A 15,243-nucleotide genomic window follows, 5' to 3' on the forward strand; every position below is an offset into this window, starting at 1 on the left:
GCTTCGATGACGAGGTCCGCGTGGCAGCTCCGAGCTGCCGTGTTTTCAGCCGTCCCCTTCCAGCCGCCCCCTTTCTGGGCGGGGAAGTGGGACTGGCCCAGGCCTCGTCCGTGAAGGCCTCCTGGGTGAAGGCGCAGAAGATTCGTGGCGCTGTCTCAGAACTCGCAAAACTGTGATGCTAGTTTGTATCAGTCTATCCGTGTATCCATTCTCATATTTACAGTTACAACATAAGTAACTACAATCTCGATTGTCACATTAGCAACTTGAAGGATGACTATGCGATCTCCGTGGAGGAAACTCGCGGCCGGGCTCACCCTGGCGCTCGGCGCTGCCGTCGCGGCCCTGGTGCCGCCTGCGCACGCGGCCAACGGCATCATCATCGCCATCGACCCCGGGCATGGGGGATCCGACCCTGGCGCGGTCGCCAACGGCCTCAAAGAAAAGGACCTGACCCTCGCGGTCTCCCTGGCTCTCAAAGAAGAACTCGAGTCCTACGACGGCGTCACCGTCGTCATGACCCGCACAACGGACGTGCGCCCGTCCGAAAACCTCGGCGCGGACCTGTCAAGCCGCGTCGAGATGGCCGCAGCTGCTGACGCTGACGCGCTCGTGTCGATTCACTTCAACTCCGCCTCGCCTATCGCGCGCGGCGCGGAGGTCTGGTACGGCAACTCCTCGTCCTACAACTATTGGACCCACACGAAGGGTCGTCAGCTCTCCAGTAACATCCAGGACGAGCTGACCTCGCTGGGGCTGGCCGACCGCGGCATCAAGACCCGCGACAACCCCTACTACGACTACCCGGACGGCTCCACGGGCGACTACTACGCGATCATCCGCCAGGCCCGTGAGGAAAACATGCCCGGCATCATCGTCGAGCACGCCTTCGTGACGTCCCCCTCGGATGCCGAGATGCTGCGCGACCCCGAGTTCGTGCGCTCCCTAGGTGTCGCCGACGCGACCGGTATTGCCGAGACCTACGGCCTGAGTAAGGGCACGTGGGAGAAATCGGGCGACTCCTGGCGCTTCATGCGCGGCGGCAAGGCTGCCACCGGCTGGTTCTCGGCTGGTGGGCGCTGGTACTGGGCGGGCTCCGACGGGCGCACCATCCGCGGATGGTCGACCATCAACGGTCGCCGCTACTTCTTCGATGACACCACCGCAATGGTGACGGGCTGGAAGCAGGAGAACGGCAAGTGGTTCTACCTGCGTTCCCAGGGTGACATGGCCACCGGCTGGGTGAAGGACGGGCGCTCCTGGTACTACCTGGACGACCAAGGTGCGATGGCCACGGGCTGGCTGTCCTACAAGGGCAGTTGGTACTGGCTGGGTAAGTCCGGCGCAATGGCTGTCGGGTGGACGGAAGTCGGCAACGACTTGTACCTCTTCGATGACGACGGTCGTATGCTCACCGGCTGGCAGCTGACCGAGGATGACAACGAGTGGTACTTCATGCACGGGAATGGTGTCATGGCCACGGGCTGGCTCCTTGACGGTGGCAAGTGGTACTACCTGGATGGCGAAGGCATCATGAAGACCGGCTGGATCAAGGTCGGCGGCGACTGGTTCCACATGAACGGCTCCGGCGTGATGAGCACTGGCTGGCTCGCCTCGGGCGGCTCCTGGTACTGGCTGGATCCCACCACCGGCGCGATGGCGACCGGTACGAAGACAATTGAAGGCCGCGAGTCCTCCTTCGCCTCCTCGGGTGCGTGGCTGGGCTACACGGACGGCAGCGGCGCTCCCGGAGCGGATGCTGACTCCCGCTCCGGCTCTCGCGACGCGGTGACGAACGCGGAGGGCCAGCGCCTCATCATGACCGCGCCCATGGCCTCGCGCTCGCAGGTTATCGACGACATGGTCGACGCCTGGAACGACGCGGGCCGCCCCTACCCGTCGGAACTGGCGGATGGTGGTGCGCCGTCGATCCGCGACTTCGCGGGCATCATCTACGACGAGGCCGTGGCTGAGGGCGTGTCCCCCGAGCTGGTGTTCGTCCAGTCCATGAAGGAGACCGGCTGGCTCCAGTATGGCGGCGACGTCGAGGTTGACCAGTTCAACTTCGCGGGTATCGGCGCTGTCGGCGGCGGCGCGGCGGGGGCTGAGTTCCCCGACGTGCGCACGGGCATTCGTGCCCAGGTCCAGCACCTGCGCGCCTACGCGGACCCGTCCGCGTCCGCCGATTCGCTGGCTTACCCGGTCGTGGATCCGCGCTTCGGCTACGTGCGTAAGGGCGCGGCCCCCGTCGTCGAGTACCTGGGCATCCAGGAGAACCCGAACCGCACCGGCTGGGCTGCCGCACGCGGGTACGGCTACGATCTGGTGTCCATGCTGGACACGTACTTCTAAGGGGCTGTCGCTCCTCACGAGGCCGGGGCCCGTCGCGCTGAAAGGTGCGGCGAGCCCCGGCCTCTTTGCGCGAGTGAGAGTGCTGCACGGGGCGGCATGCGGGCTTGGGTGCGGTTAGTCGGCTGCTTGGCGTGTGGGGTGGTGCATGTGTGGAGTGGCGCGACATGCCGGTGTGAGCGTGAGTTTCCGGGGCGGGACGAGTGTTGTTGGCCGTCGGTGGCGATGCGCGGTATTGCAACGAAAAGGCTGCTAATCTGACGTCGTGCATGCGGGTCAGATTCGTGCTTTTTCGGCCCCTGGCGATCCGAGGTGTCATTTCCCCTGGTCACAGCAGGTGCGACACGCCGGGCTGTCAGAAAGCACGGAGCACCATAAGGTGCATTAAGACTTATCGCAGACCCCATCTCCATCGGAGTCCCCGAACACGAGTCAGAAAGCACGGAGCACCATAAGGTGCATTAAGACAGCGCTTCAGAGTAAGACGTATCGACGTCCTGCTCCAGTCAGAAAGCACGGAGCGCCATAAAGTGCATTAAGACGATGAGTGGGCGAAGCCATGGGAACGCTTGGAGGATGCGTCAGAAAGCACGGAGCACCATAAGGTGCATTAAGACACAGAGAAAACGCCATCTCCCAGTCCGTCTGCTGAGTCAGAAAGCACGGAGCGCCGTAAGGTGCATTAAGACAGCTGCTCATCGGTGAACTCGTAGAACGCGTCTACGGGTCAGAAAGCGCGGAGCGCCAAGGTGTATTAAGACCACCAAATAGTGGTATTCGGCGACAGCATCTTAGGTGTCAGAAAGTACGGAGCACCATAAGGTGCATTAAGGTGTCTCCGCCCAGTTGGCCGTGTTCGTGCAGTAGAAGTCAGAAAGCGCGGAGCGCCACAAGGTGCATTAAGACGTGAGAGCGTAGCGGTTCTTGATTTGGACCTGCTTAGAGGTCAGAAAGCATGGAGCGCCATAAGGTGCATTAAGACTCATCGGTCAGAGTCTCGACCCAGTAGTAATCGCCTGGTCAGAAAACACGGAGCGCCATAAGGTGCATTAAGACGTGCGATCCATGGCCTGCATCCACTCAGGCAGGCACGCGTCAGAAAGCATCGAGCGCCATAAGGTGCATTAAGACGCGATCGGCACTTTGTTCTTTCGGTTGATCAAGATGACGGGTCAGAAAGCATCGAGCGCCATAAGGTGCATTAAGACGGCACAGTAATGAACCATTGGATAGAGAATGGGTGCAGGTCAGAAAGCACCGAGCGCCATAAGGTGCATTAAGACTCGCTCTTCATGATGTGGCACGAAATCTTCTTGCCAGCGTCAGAAAGCATCGAGCGCCATAAGGTGCATTAAGACTTGACTTCATCGGTAATGAACGACATTGTAGTACTCTCTGTCAGAAAGCACCGAGCGCCATAAGGTGCATTAAGACAAAACACCGCTCTCACCTCTTTCCTAAAGGAAAGGTCAGAAAGCATGGAGCGCCGTAATACGGGCAGTGTCGTGGCCGTGTGCGGAGCGCAGCATCAGCCGCGTGGAGTGCCGCTATCCCATGCTTTCGCGGATAGGTTATCCGCATATTGATAACCTATCCGCGTGCGCGCACGCAGGAGCATGAGCTGGCGGAAGCCTGAGGGGTGCTTTGTGAAGGCCTGCACGCAGTGATCTTCTGGATAGCGTATTGCGTTCTGAATAGGCGACTCAGCTAGCCAAGACGGCCCTTCCTCTCCACAAGCGCGCCACGGCCTCGTCGCCGCGAGTCACCGCGATTACCGCGAGCCGCCCCCAGGCGCACAGAAAGAGCGCGCAACGAACGCAGACACAGCAAGGCCCCGGGCGCTCGCGAGAACGAAACGCCCGGGGCCGAGCCACGCACGCAATCAGCCGCGCAGGGATGCCACGTAGGTGTCGATGCGCTTGGAGGAATCCTCGGGGGTGAAGCCCGTGGCCTCGATCTTCGACAGGTCCAGCGTCGAGGACAGGGGACGAGGCGCAGCCTCGCGGCCCGCGAAGTACTCCTCCGTGGTCACCTCGGTGACATCCTCGGGGTTGCGGCCGCACAGCTCGAAGACGCGCTTGGCGACCTGTGCCCAGCTCATGACCGGGCCCTCGCCCGACAGGTTGTAGACGCCGTAGGGTGCCTCATTCGTCAGCAGGTGAATGATGCCGCGGGCCAAATCCGACGTGAACGTCAGGCGGCCCACCTGGTCCGACACGACCGACGGGGAGATGCCGCGATCGGCCAGCGACGCCATGGTCTTGATGAAGTTCTTGCCGTCGCCCACCACCCAGGACGTGCGCACGATGTAGTGCTTGGGCGTCGAGGCAACAGCCGCGTCGCCACCCGCCTTGGACTGGCCGTACGCGCTCAAGGGGGAGGGGGCCTCGTCCTCGACGTGCACATCCTGCGTGCCATCGAAGACGTACTCCGTCGAAATGTGCACGAGCGTCGCGCCGTGCGCCGTCGCCTCGCGAGCCAGGATAGCCGGACCCGTCGCGTTGGCCTCCCACGTCGAGCGGCGTCCCTCCGGGGTCTCCGCGCCATCCACGTTCGTCCACGCGGCCGCGTTGATGACCACGTCGATCTCGTCCCACGGCAGGGCCGCCACCTGCTCAGCGTTCGAGATGGATACCTCCGGCAGGTCCACGCCCGTCACCGTGAAGCCAGCCTCGGGCAGGACGCGCATGAGCTCGCGGCCCAGCTGACCATTCGCGCCCGTCACGAGCGCGCGGCGACCCGCCGGAGTGGGCGCGGGGAAGGGTGTCACGTCTGCCATGCGCGGGTGCGCCTTGTCCTTATCTGAGAGGATCGCGCGATCCAGCGGGATCGGCCAATCCACGGCTGCCGTCTCGTCCGCCAGGTTCAAGAACGTGTACTTCGCGTCCGGCGACCAGTGATCGTTGACCAGGTACGTGTAGGCAGTATTCGGCTCCAGCGTCTGATACGAGTTACCCACGCCCTTGGGGACGAACACCGCCACGCCCGGATCGATGATCGTCGTGTACACCGTGCCAAACGAGGGCCCCTCGCGCAGATCCACCCACGCGCCGAACACGCGGCCGGTGGCGACAGACACGAACTTGTCCCACGGCTCCGCGTGAATGCCTCGCGTCACCCCGACCTCGTCGTTGAAAGAAATGTTGTTCTGCACCGGCTGAAAATCCGGCAGGCCCAGCGCGACCATCTTCTCGCGCTGCCAGTTCTCCTTGAACCAGCCTCGGTTGTCGCCGTGAACGGTCAGGTCGATGCGCAAAAAGCCGGGGATCGGCGTAGTCGTGATCCCCAGGGGCTTAGCAGTGGGCGCCATTGTTCTTCCTCTATGTGCGTGGGTATCGTGCGGACGTAACAATCCATACAAATTCTAGCCGATCTGCGCACCACCGGTGAGGGTACTGCGTCCCATCGGCGTGCGGGAGGCCACAGTTGTGGAAAAATAGCGTCACATAGGGATAATTGTCAATGATGCGCGACCCACACGAGGACGCGCCAGGAAGCGGAGGCAACATGAAAGGCATCATCCTGGCAGGCGGGTCCGGCACCCGACTGAACCCGATCACGCTGGGGACATCGAAGCAGCTGGTCCCCGTCTACGACAAGCCGATGATCTACTACCCGCTGTCGACCCTCATGCTGGCCGGCATCTCGGACGTTCTGGTGATCACCACGCCGCACGACGCCCCGTCGTTCCACCGCCTGCTCGGTGACGGCAGCCAGCTCGGCGTGAGTATCTCCTACGCTGTCCAGCACGAGCCCAACGGCCTGGCGCAGGCCTTCGTGCTCGGCGCGGACCATGTCGGCAACGATGCCGCAGCGCTGGTCCTGGGCGACAACATCTTCTACGGCCCCGGCATGGGTACGCAGCTGCGTCGCCACGTCGACCCCGACGGTGGTGCGGTCTTCGCCTACCACGTATCCAACCCGCGCGAGTACGGCGTCGTCGAGTTCGACGAGGAATTCAACGCCCTCTCGATCGAAGAAAAGCCCGAGAAGCCCAAGTCGAACTACGCGGTTCCCGGCCTGTACTTCTACGACAACGACGTGGTCGACATCGCCCGCAACCTCAAGCCCAGCGCGCGCGGCGAATACGAGATCACCGACGTTAACCGCGCCTACCTCGAGGCCGGCAAGCTCAAGGTTGAGGTCCTCCCGCGCGGCACCGCGTGGCTGGATACCGGCACCTTCGACTCGCTCGCTGACGCCACCGCCTTCGTGCGTACGGTCGAGGCCCGCCAGGGCATGAAGATCGGCGCCCCCGAAGAGGTCGCGTGGCGCATGGGCTTCATCGACGACGAGGGCCTGCGCCAGCGCGCCGAGCCCCTGGTCAAGTCCGGCTACGGAGCCTACCTGCTCGAGCTGCTCAACCGTGAGGACAACTGAGTGTCGCGCCCGAGTGCTAAGTCCCGCCTGCTGATCGTCATTCCCGCGTGGAATGAAGAAGCAGTGCTGGGAGGCGTCCTGGAGTCTGTGAAGGTCGAAAAGCCGTCCTTCGCGGACATCCTGGTCGTGTCTGATGGGTCCACGGACGCTACCGCGCAGATCGCGCGCGACGCCGGCGTGGCCGTGCTCGACCTGCCGATCAACCTGGGGGTCGGCGGCGCCATGCGCGCCGGCTTCCAGTACGCGCGGCGCATGGGCTACGAGTACGCCTGCCAGCTTGACGCGGATGGTCAGCACGACCCCACGGAAATCGAAACGCTCATCGACATGGCGTCGGCTGAGCACGCCGACGTCGTCATCGGGTCGCGTTTCGCCGGCAAGGGTGACTATCAGGCGCGAGGCCCGCGCAAATGGGCGATGAACCTGTTCTCGTTCATCCTCTCGCGCGTGTGTACGACGAAGCTGACCGACACGACCAGCGGGTTCAAGCTCTACGGCCCGCGCGCCCTGTCGCTCTTCGCTCACAACTACCCGGCAGAGTACCTGGGGGACACGATCGGCGCTCTCGTCATCGCGGCCCGCTCTCACCTGGTCGTGCGTGAGGTCGGCGTGCAGATGCACCCACGCGCCGGCGGCGAGCCGTCGCACAACCCGATCAAGTCGGCGCTCTTCCTGGTGCGAGCCACCCTCGCGCTCGCCGTGGCCCTGACCCGCCCCGGCGAAGAGGTCGCCCCGGCCGCGGAGGAGAACGCATGAGTCCCACGTACGTGCTCGGAGTCGTCTTCGCGTGCATCATCCTGGTGATGGTGTTCGTCAAGATGCGCAACTCGGGAATGAAGGAACGCTACGGCCTGTGGTGGTACTGGATTGCCTTCTGCACGGCGCTGCTCTCCCTCTTCCCGCCGATCCTGAAGTGGACCGCCTTCCAGTTGGGCGTCGTCGTTCCGCTGAACCTGGGATTCTTCGTGGCGGGCGTCGTCCTGCTGCTGCTCTCCCTGCGGTTCTCGGTCGACCTTTCGCGCGGAGATGAGGACCGCCGGCGCCTCACCGAGGAGGCCGCGATCCTGCGCCTCCAGGTCGAGCGCTTGGAGCGCCGCCTCGATGCCCTTGAGGGGCGCGCCTCCTCGTCGGGGCAGCCCACCCCTGAGAAGCCCTCCTCGCGGGGCAAGAAAGGCAAGAAGAAGCGCTGAGGCGGCACGTGTGAGCCGTTGATCGCTTCCATTGACGAGGCCGGGGCCCGTCAGGTTGAACGCCTGACGGGCCCCGGTGTGTGTCGTTGGGTGCGTCCTGTGGTGGGACGCGGGTGGGTGCGGCGGCGCGCCTGGGCGGTGGCCGCGGCGACAGGGCTGCTTACGGGATGAGCGTCCCGTCGGGGCCCAGGCGCAGGCGCTCGGTTGGTGCTGCCGGATCCACTTCGCCCTCGGCGAGCTTGCGGGCGACGGCCGACGTTGTGCGCGACACGGGCTGCGTCGACGCGCCCGTCTCGGGCTCGTCCTTGGCGGCCGCTGCGGCCCGGTCCCTCCACTTGACCTGGCGAGAGCCGGAGGTGGCGCCCTGGGAGGAGCCGGGGGAGGAAACGGAATCGGTCGAGGCGGGGGAGGCCTCGTCGATGGAGACGGACCCCACGGAGGTCGCGTGCGACGGCAGTAGTGGCTCGCCGTCGAGGTCGATGGCCAGGTCGGTGAGCATCGCGCGGGCGTCGTCGACGATGGAGGAGTCCTCGGCGTGTAGGCCGTGGACCAGCCACCGCACGAGCGCAATCTCGCTCAGCAGTTGGGCGCGCGTGAAGACATGCAGGTCGATGGCGCGGCGCTCGTGGCCGTAGGTCTCGCGGAAACGCTCGAGGAATGCGTCCGATGCGCTGGCCTGAATCCACGCGATGTCCAGGGCAGGGTCACCCACGTGCGCGCTGGTCCACCCGCCGATAGCGACGACCGAGCCGCGCTTGACGGACAGGCTGCGTTCCTGAATGTCCCCGTGAATGGGGGCGGAGGGGAAACGCCACAGGGATACGTCCTCCAGGGCTGCCTCCCAGCGGCTCCACAGGGACGGCGGGATCGTGACCTGGCGGGCGGCCTCGTCGAGCAGAGCGAGGTTGCGGTCGCGGCACTCCATCGCCGTGTAGGAGGGCAGGCCGATCGCCGAGAACACGGTTTCCGGCAGGTTGTGCAGGGCCGCGAGCGCGCGCCCGAGCGACGCGGGCAGCAGCGGATCCGTCTCGAGGTCTCGCTCCGTGGGGGCGCGGCCGCCTGGATCGCGGTGCACGTACACGGTCCCTCCGCCGCGGATTTTGGCCTGCCCGGCTAGGCGTGGGACGTCGAAGGGAATGTAGTCGTGCTCGTAGGCCTGGCCGAGGCGGTCGAGGATCCCCGAGGTGGCCTCGAGGGCGGGGCCGGAGACCTCCTCGTGGGGGCAGGTGACGATCCAGCGGTTGCCGCCGACGTCTTCGATGCCGGTGACGGAGGCCAGCTCGTCGGTGTAGGTCGGCGGGCGCAGCGCGCTCACGCGCAACCCGGGCATGGCGGAGGTGGCCAGCGCGGCTAGTTCGAGGGCGCTCTTGTGGCTTGTCATTCTTCGAATGTATCGCGCCTGTGGCCCGGGTGCGCATCCCCGCGCGGGTGGGCGCCCGATTGTGGGACAGCGGTTTGCTCCTTTCCGAATAACCCTGTTACTTTCGACACATTGGCTTTGGCTGTAGCGAGGAGGCTCAGGGATGGAAGCCGTGACACGTGCGCTCGCAGCGCGGGTGCGAGAGGGGTTGGCCGCGGGCGGCATCGATGCCGCGCGAGACCCGAGGGCCGTGCGCGCCCTCATCCACCGCGCCATCGACGCCCACGCCCCCGACATGCTGCCCACCCAGCGCGAGCAGGTCGAAGCGGACCTCATGGACGATATCTGCGGCCTGGGCCCCCTCCAGATCCTCATGGACGACCCCAGCGTGGAGGAAATCTGGATCAACTCGGCGTCGCGCGTGTTCGTGGCCCGAGGCGGCGTCGCCGAGCTGACGAGCCTCATCCTCACCGACGAGGACGTGCGCACACTCGTGGAGCGGATGCTGCACCATTCGGGTCGCCGCCTCGACCTGTCCAGCCCCTTCGTGGATGCCATGCTGGCCGGGGGAGAGCGCCTCCACGTCGTCATCCCGCCGGTGACCGGCCAGTCCTGGAGCGTCAACATCCGCAAGCACATCCAGCGCGCCCGCACCCTGGATGATCTGGTGGCCGTCGACATGGTGCCCCCGCCGATGCGCGACTTCCTGGCCGCCGCCGTGTGCGTGGGGCTGTCCGTCCTCGTCTCGGGCGGCACACAGGCGGGCAAGACGACGCTGTTGCGCGCTCTCGCCGGGGAGCTGCCGCGTTCGCGGCGCGTCATCTCCTGCGAGGAGGTCTTCGAGCTGGGCCTGGCGAACTGGGATCACGTCGCCATGCAGACTCGCCCGGCGGCCGCCGAGGGCACGGGCGAGATCACGCTGCGCGACCTCGTACGCGAATCCCTGCGTATGCGCCCCGAATATCTGATCGTCGGAGAGGTCCGAGGCCCCGAAGCCCTTGACCTCCTCGTGGCCCTCAACGCGGGGGTGCCCGGCATGGCGACCGTGCACGCGAACTCGGCGCGCGAGGCCCTGGACAAGCTCTCGATCCTGCCCCTCCTGGCGGGCGAAAACGTGACGACGGGATTCGTGACCCCGACCCTGGCCTCGTCCATCGACCTTGTGTGTCACGTCGAGCGAAGCCGGGAGGGCAGCCGCTTCGTCGCCGAGGTCCTGGCCGTGCCTGGACGAGTCGAGGGCAACCGGATCGAGACGGCCACGCTCTTCACCTTCGACGGGCACAGGTGTGAACGAGGCGCGGGGAGTCTGGACCTGCACGATCGTTTCGCCGCGGCGGGCTTCGACCTGTCCTCGCTCTTGGAATGGGGGCCGCTGTGATCGAGCTCGTGTGCGGACTCGTCTTCGGCATCGGCCTGGTCCTGGCCCTGTCCCCGTGGTTCACACCCCCACGCACCTCTGCGCCCTGGAGGCCGGGCAAGCGCCTGCGCGAGGACGTCGCCCGCGCCCGCGTCCCAGGGCTGAGCGCCGCGCGCCTCGTCGTGCTCAGCCTGATCCTCGGTGCGATCGTCGCGCTCGTCGTCCTGGCTGTCACGGGGGCCTGGCCGGTCGCCCTGATCGTCTCGGTGGGCGTGGCTTTCCTGCCCTACGCCTGGGTCGTCTCCCGCGTCGCCGCGCGCGCCAAGACAGTGCGGGCCGCATGGCCCGAAGTCATCGACGCGATGGTCTCCGGCGTGCGTGCCGGAACCTCGCTGCCCCAAGTCCTGTGCGACCTCGCTGACGAGGGACCCGCGCCCGTGCGCTTCGCCTTCGAGGCGTTCTCGCGCGACTACAGTGCCAACGGACGTTTCGCCTCCGCCCTGGATCGTATGAAAGACGAGGTGGCGGACCCCGTCGCCGACCGCATCGTCGAGGCCCTGCGTGTCGCCCGATCTGTCGGCGGTGCCGACCTGACGCGCCTGCTTCAAGACCTCGCCACCCTCCTGCGCGAGGACGCGCGCGTGCGCGGGGAACTCGAAGCACGCCAATCCTGGACCGTCGGCGCCGCACGCCTGGGCCTGGCCGCCCCGTGGGCCGTCCTCCTCTTGCTCTCCGGAGGCGGCGCGAGCGCCAACGTCTGGAACTCTCCCGGAGGCATCGCCGTCCTGTGCGCCGGCGCGGGCGTGTGCGTCATCGCCTACCTGGCGATGAAAGCTATCGGGCGACTCAGCTCCGATCCGAGAAACCTGGGAGGGACGCGATGAATCCCTGGTACTTCCACGCGCTCGACGTCTGTGCCGCAATCCTCGCCGTCGCCGGCATCACCCTCATCGTGCGGGCCATGCGCGCACGCCGCCTGACCTTCGCCGAGCGCGTCGCCCAGGGCCGCGTCCTCGACGAGGCGCCACCCCAGCTCACCCAATGGGCCCGGCGCGTGGGGGCCTCGGCCCTGGACTCCCTGGGATCGACCCGCGAATCCGTCGCCCGCAGGCTCATCCTGGCGGGAAAGCAGCCCGAGATCTCCGTCTTCCGCCTGCGCCAAGCCTGCGCCGGTATCGCGGGAATGATCGGGGCCTGCCTGGCCCTCACCGCCCGGCCAGCGGCCTCCCTGCGAGCCTCGATCATCCCACTCATCGTCTGCGCGCTTCTCGGCACGCTCCTGGGCATCGCCGCCATGGACCGCCTTCTCACCCTGCGAGCCACCCGCCGCCAGCGCGCCATCGACGCCGCCGTCCCCGACTGCGCCGAGCTACTGGCCCTCGCCGTCGCCGCGGGCGAATCGATCCCCGCCGCCATCGAGAGAGTCGCCGGCTGCGCGGGCGGGCCCCTCGGTGCCGAGTTGGCGCTCGCGGCCGGTCATATCCGCAACGGCATGCCTTCCGTGCGAGCCCTTGCTGACATGGTCGAACGTACCGACTCCCCGGCGCTGACGCGGCTTTCTCGCACGCTGACGACGGCGATCGAGCGCGGCTCACCCCTGGCCTCGGTCCTGCATGACCAGGCCCGCGATCAGCGCGAACGCTCGCTGGCGGCCCTCATGGAGGAGGGTGGGCGCCGCGAAATCGCGATGCTGTTGCCCGTCGTCTTTCTCATCTTGCCGGTCACCGTCATATTCGCCCTGTACCCGGGCCTGATCGCTCTGGACTTCACACCGTGAGACACATTGACAAGAAAGGAACACACATGAAGAAGTGGTTGCGGCGGCGCCCGCCCCTGGGGGAGCGTGGGGATGTGCCCGGATGGGTGCTGATCACCCTCATGACGGCGGCCCTCGTCGTCCTCATCTGGGGCGTTGCGTCGGATCGTCTGGTGGAAATCTTCAATCGGGCGATGGATTCCGTTGCGGGGATTTAGCGGCGACGAACGCGGCTCCGAGGTGGTCTCCACGGTCCTCGTCCAGGGCCTCGTCGTCCTGGTGATCCTCCTGCTCATTCAGCTCGCCTTCGCCTCGCACGTGCGCACGATGAGCGTGAGCGCGGCGTCGGAGGGCGCGCGCCGGGGCGGCTTGCTGGGAGGCGACGAGCAGGAAGCGGTCGCGCGCACGAGCGAGCTCCTCGATTCGCTCGTGGGCGCGTCGCGGGATCGCGAGATTTCGGTGACCCGCGAGTCCGACGCGGGCACGGACATTCTCGTCGTCACCGTGCGCACGCGCCTGCCGCTCGTAGGCGGTCTCGGTCCGCGCTGGCTGACCGTGCGCGGGCGCAGCCTTGTGGAGGGGCCATGAGCGAGCGCGGCGACGCCACCGTCGAGTTCCTCGGCATCTTGGTGGTCCTGGTCATTCCTGTCCTGTACATTGTGCTGGCGGTCGGACACGTGAGCGCGGGCGCGATGGCGGCGGACGCGGGTGCGCGCGAGGCAGCGCGGATCCTCGCCGAGGACGTCGAGCGTCAGGGGGACGCGGAGCACGCGGTGTCCCTCATCGTCGAGGATTTCGGGGTGGAGACCCAGCCCGTTGTGTCCTCCTCGTGTCAGGCGTGCGACTCCGCTGAGGCGATGATCGAGGTCCGGGTGTCGGTGCGCGTGCCCCTGCCCTTCCTGCCCGCCTGGCTGGGCCCGGTCGGCATGGACGTGTCCTCCAGCGCGAACGCTCCCCTTCGGGAGGTGGTCGCCGGTGGATGAGGAGGGGCGAATCGGGATCCTCATGTGCGCGGGCTGCGCCTTCGTGTGCCTGATTCTCTACGTGACCATCGCGCTCACGCAGGTGGCGATGCAGGACCGGCGTCTGGTCTCGTGCGCGGACGCGCTGGCCGGTGCCGGGGTGGGCGGCGCGTCGTCGACATCGGTCCTGGTGGGCCAATCCTCGGACATTGACGAGGCAGAGGTTGCCTTTCGGGTCGAGGCTGCGCTGGGTGCCATGGCAGCGTCGACCTGCCGGGTGGGGGAGGGGGTCGAAGTCACCTCCGTGAGCGTTGAGGGAGAGGAAATCGAGGTCTCAGTCAGGGCCCGGCCTCGCGTCTCGCTGGTGCCCCCGGCGCTGCATGGAGTGGTCATCCCCGAGCTCGAAAGAACGTCGAGTGCGCGCATGAGACCGCTTTGATCTGTGCCAAAAAGGTGTTATGCGCGACGGTCACATCGTGGGACGCCCACTGAATCGCTGGTAAACGAATCGTAAACTCAAAGCCATGAGCAGCTTTGATACATCGCGACTTAACCCTGCGCTGGCTTCCGTTTTCGAATCTGTCCAGCGCCGTGACCCCGCCCAGGCCGAGTTCCACCAGGCCGTCTACGAGGTCCTCCTGACGATCGCCCCGCTGGCTGAGCGTCACCCCGAGTACGCCGACCTGGCCATCATCGACCGCATCGTCGAGCCCGAGCGCCAGATCCAGTTCCGCGTCCCGTGGGCCGACGACAAGGGCAACATCCACGTGAACCGCGGCTTCCGCGTCGAGTACAACTCCGCACTCGGCCCCTACAAGGGTGGCCTGCGCTTCCATCCCTCCGTCAACCTCTCCATCATCAAGTTCCTCGGCTTCGAGCAGATCTTCAAGAACGCCCTGACCGGCCTGCCCATGGGCGGCGGCAAGGGCGGCGCGGACTTCGACCCCAAGGGCAAGTCCGATGCCGAGGTCATGCGTTTTTGCCAGTCCTTCATGACTGAGCTCTCCCGCCACATCGGCCCCGACACCGACGTGCCCGCCGGTGACATCGGCGTGGGCGGGCGCGAAATCGGCTACATGTTCGGCCAGTACAAGCGCCTCAAGAACCGCTTCGACGCCGGCGTCCTGACCGGCAAGGGCCTGTCCTGGGGCGGCTCCTACGTGCGCACCGAGGCCACCGGCTACGGCCTGGTCTACTTCGCCGCCGAGATGCTCGCCGCGAAGGGAACCAGCTTCGACGGTAAGCGCGTCGTGGTCTCCGGTTCGGGTAACGTCGCGATCTACGCGACCGAGAAGGCCCAGCAGCTGGGCGCGACCGTCGTGGCCGTGTCCGACTCCTCCGGCTACGTCGTGGACGAGGCCGGCATCGACGTTGCGCTGCTCAAGGACGTCAAGGAGGTGCGTCGTGGACGCGTCTCCGATTACGCCGCCGAGCGCTCCAGCGCCACCTTCGTGGCCGACGGCTCCATCTGGGACGTTCCCTGTGACGTCGCCCTGCCGTGTGCCACCCAGAACGAGCTGCCGCTGTCCGGCGTTCAGAGCCTCATCAAGAACGGCGTCCAGCTGGTCGCCGAGGGCGCGAACATGCCCACCACCCCCGAGGCGATCGAAGCCCTGCAGGCTGCCGGTGTTGCCTACGCCCCCGGCAAGGCCTCCAACGCGGGTGGCGTGGCCACCTCCGGCCTCGAGATGCAGCAGAACTCCGGCCGCACCCAGTGGCCCTTCGAGGAGACCGACGCGAAGCTCCACCAGATCATGGTCGACATCCATGCCAACACTGTCGCCACCGCCGAGGAATACGGCGTGGCCGGCGACTACGTGGCCGGCGCGAACCTGGCGGGCTTCCGCAAGGTGGCCGACGCGATGGTCGCGATGGGTCTGATCTGATCC

14 protein-coding genes and 1 CRISPR repeat array are annotated in these 15,243 nt (G+C 66.2%); of the genes, 12 read left to right on the forward strand and 2 right to left on the reverse strand.

Translation table 11 applies throughout. From position 1 onward, the window contains the following. Positions 1–279 precede the first annotated feature (279 nt). Complete coding sequence (locus O3669_RS03645) at positions 280–2,352, forward strand: N-acetylmuramoyl-L-alanine amidase (protein ID WP_371523688.1); 2,073 nt, start codon at positions 280–282, stop codon at positions 2,350–2,352. Positions 2,353–2,703: 351 nt separating this feature from the next. Continuing rightward, positions 2,704–3,841: direct repeats of the CRISPR family, unit length 24 nt; unit sequence GAGCGCCATAAGGTGCATTAAGAC. A gap of 390 nt (positions 3,842–4,231) precedes the next feature. Here the strand turns inward: O3669_RS03645 and O3669_RS03650 are convergent. Beyond that, on the reverse strand, positions 4,232–5,659 hold the full coding sequence (locus tag O3669_RS03650) for a sugar nucleotide-binding protein (RefSeq protein ID WP_371523689.1): 1,428 nt from the start codon (positions 5,657–5,659) through the stop codon (positions 4,232–4,234). A gap of 197 nt (positions 5,660–5,856) precedes the next feature. Between O3669_RS03650 and rfbA the strand changes: the two genes are divergently transcribed. The 3 genes from rfbA to O3669_RS03665 are packed head-to-tail and all read left to right on the forward strand — an operon-like array spanning position 5,857 to position 7,919. Beyond that, the gene (rfbA, locus tag O3669_RS03655) at positions 5,857–6,729 is read left to right on the forward strand and encodes a glucose-1-phosphate thymidylyltransferase RfbA (protein WP_295918661.1); all 873 of its coding nucleotides are present in this window, start codon (positions 5,857–5,859) and stop codon (positions 6,727–6,729) included. Next, positions 6,730–7,485, forward strand: a complete 756-nt coding sequence (locus O3669_RS03660) for a glycosyltransferase family 2 protein (protein ID WP_295967399.1) — start codon at positions 6,730–6,732, stop codon at positions 7,483–7,485. It abuts the gene before it with no gap. Next, positions 7,482–7,919, forward strand: a complete 438-nt coding sequence (locus O3669_RS03665; RefSeq protein ID WP_295918657.1) for a DUF2304 domain-containing protein — start codon at positions 7,482–7,484, stop codon at positions 7,917–7,919. The genes O3669_RS03660 and O3669_RS03665 overlap by 4 nt, the downstream gene beginning before the upstream one ends. A gap of 160 nt (positions 7,920–8,079) precedes the next feature. Here the strand turns inward: O3669_RS03665 and O3669_RS03670 are convergent, their stop codons facing one another. Continuing rightward, positions 8,080–9,300 (reverse strand): phosphotransferase, encoded by a 1,221-nt coding sequence (locus O3669_RS03670; protein ID WP_371523690.1) that lies wholly within the window; start codon positions 9,298–9,300, stop codon positions 8,080–8,082. A 142-nt stretch (positions 9,301–9,442) separates the two neighbouring features. Between O3669_RS03670 and O3669_RS03675 the strand changes: the two genes are divergently transcribed. From O3669_RS03675 to gdhA, 8 genes are all read left to right on the forward strand, one after another. After that, positions 9,443–10,657: a CpaF family protein gene (locus O3669_RS03675; RefSeq protein ID WP_295918654.1), complete on the forward strand. Its 1,215-nt coding sequence runs from the start codon at positions 9,443–9,445 to the stop codon at positions 10,655–10,657. Beyond that, a complete protein-coding gene (locus O3669_RS03680; RefSeq protein ID WP_371523691.1) occupies positions 10,642–11,520 on the forward strand; it encodes a type II secretion system F family protein in 879 nt (292 codons plus the stop codon). Before O3669_RS03675 ends, O3669_RS03680 begins: the two co-directional genes overlap by 16 nt. After that, positions 11,517–12,413, forward strand: coding sequence for a type II secretion system F family protein (locus O3669_RS03685; RefSeq protein ID WP_295967394.1), 897 nt, complete (start codon positions 11,517–11,519; stop codon positions 12,411–12,413). The genes O3669_RS03680 and O3669_RS03685 overlap by 4 nt, the downstream gene beginning before the upstream one ends. A 26-nt stretch (positions 12,414–12,439) precedes the next feature. Continuing rightward, positions 12,440–12,610 (forward strand): hypothetical protein, encoded by a 171-nt coding sequence (locus O3669_RS03690; protein WP_295918647.1) that lies wholly within the window; start codon positions 12,440–12,442, stop codon positions 12,608–12,610. Further along, a complete protein-coding gene (locus tag O3669_RS03695; RefSeq protein WP_295918643.1) occupies positions 12,597–12,980 on the forward strand; it encodes an ABC transporter in 384 nt (127 codons plus the stop codon). Before O3669_RS03690 ends, O3669_RS03695 begins: the two co-directional genes overlap by 14 nt. After that, positions 12,977–13,375 carry a 1-hydroxy-2-methyl-2-(E)-butenyl 4-diphosphate synthase gene (locus O3669_RS03700; RefSeq protein WP_295918639.1) on the forward strand — a complete coding sequence of 133 codons (399 nt, stop codon included), beginning with the start codon at positions 12,977–12,979 and terminating at the stop codon, positions 13,373–13,375. The genes O3669_RS03695 and O3669_RS03700 overlap by 4 nt, the downstream gene beginning before the upstream one ends. Then, positions 13,368–13,793, forward strand: a complete 426-nt coding sequence (locus O3669_RS03705; RefSeq protein WP_295918637.1) for a hypothetical protein — start codon at positions 13,368–13,370, stop codon at positions 13,791–13,793. The genes O3669_RS03700 and O3669_RS03705 overlap by 8 nt, the downstream gene beginning before the upstream one ends. An 85-nt stretch (positions 13,794–13,878) precedes the next feature. After that, positions 13,879–15,240: an NADP-specific glutamate dehydrogenase gene (gene gdhA / locus O3669_RS03710; protein WP_295967389.1), complete on the forward strand. Its 1,362-nt coding sequence runs from the start codon at positions 13,879–13,881 to the stop codon at positions 15,238–15,240. Positions 15,241–15,243: the final 3 nt, after the last annotated feature.

Source organism: Pauljensenia sp. 20925_1_34, assembly GCF_041432775.1.
GTDB lineage: Bacteria > Actinomycetota > Actinomycetes > Actinomycetales > Actinomycetaceae > Pauljensenia.

Excerpts from the sequence above, each read along its gene's own strand:
- O3669_RS03650 (WP_371523689.1), bottom strand. The coding sequence starts at position 5,659 with ATGGCGCCCACTGCTAAGCCCCTGGGGATCACGACTACGCCGATCCCC.
- O3669_RS03680 (WP_371523691.1), top strand. The coding sequence starts at position 10,642 with ATGGGGGCCGCTGTGATCGAGCTCGTGTGCGGACTCGTCTTCGGCATC.
- O3669_RS03645 (WP_371523688.1), top strand. The coding sequence starts at position 280 with ATGCGATCTCCGTGGAGGAAACTCGCGGCCGGGCTCACCCTGGCGCTC.
- O3669_RS03685 (WP_295967394.1), top strand. The coding sequence starts at position 11,517 with ATGAATCCCTGGTACTTCCACGCGCTCGACGTCTGTGCCGCAATCCTC.
- O3669_RS03690 (WP_295918647.1), top strand. The coding sequence starts at position 12,440 with ATGAAGAAGTGGTTGCGGCGGCGCCCGCCCCTGGGGGAGCGTGGGGAT.
- O3669_RS03665 (WP_295918657.1), top strand. The coding sequence starts at position 7,482 with ATGAGTCCCACGTACGTGCTCGGAGTCGTCTTCGCGTGCATCATCCTG.
- O3669_RS03700 (WP_295918639.1), top strand. The coding sequence starts at position 12,977 with ATGAGCGAGCGCGGCGACGCCACCGTCGAGTTCCTCGGCATCTTGGTG.
- rfbA (WP_295918661.1), top strand. The coding sequence starts at position 5,857 with ATGAAAGGCATCATCCTGGCAGGCGGGTCCGGCACCCGACTGAACCCG.
- O3669_RS03670 (WP_371523690.1), bottom strand. The coding sequence starts at position 9,300 with ATGACAAGCCACAAGAGCGCCCTCGAACTAGCCGCGCTGGCCACCTCC.
- gdhA (WP_295967389.1), top strand. The coding sequence starts at position 13,879 with ATGAGCAGCTTTGATACATCGCGACTTAACCCTGCGCTGGCTTCCGTT.
- O3669_RS03675 (WP_295918654.1), top strand. The coding sequence starts at position 9,443 with ATGGAAGCCGTGACACGTGCGCTCGCAGCGCGGGTGCGAGAGGGGTTG.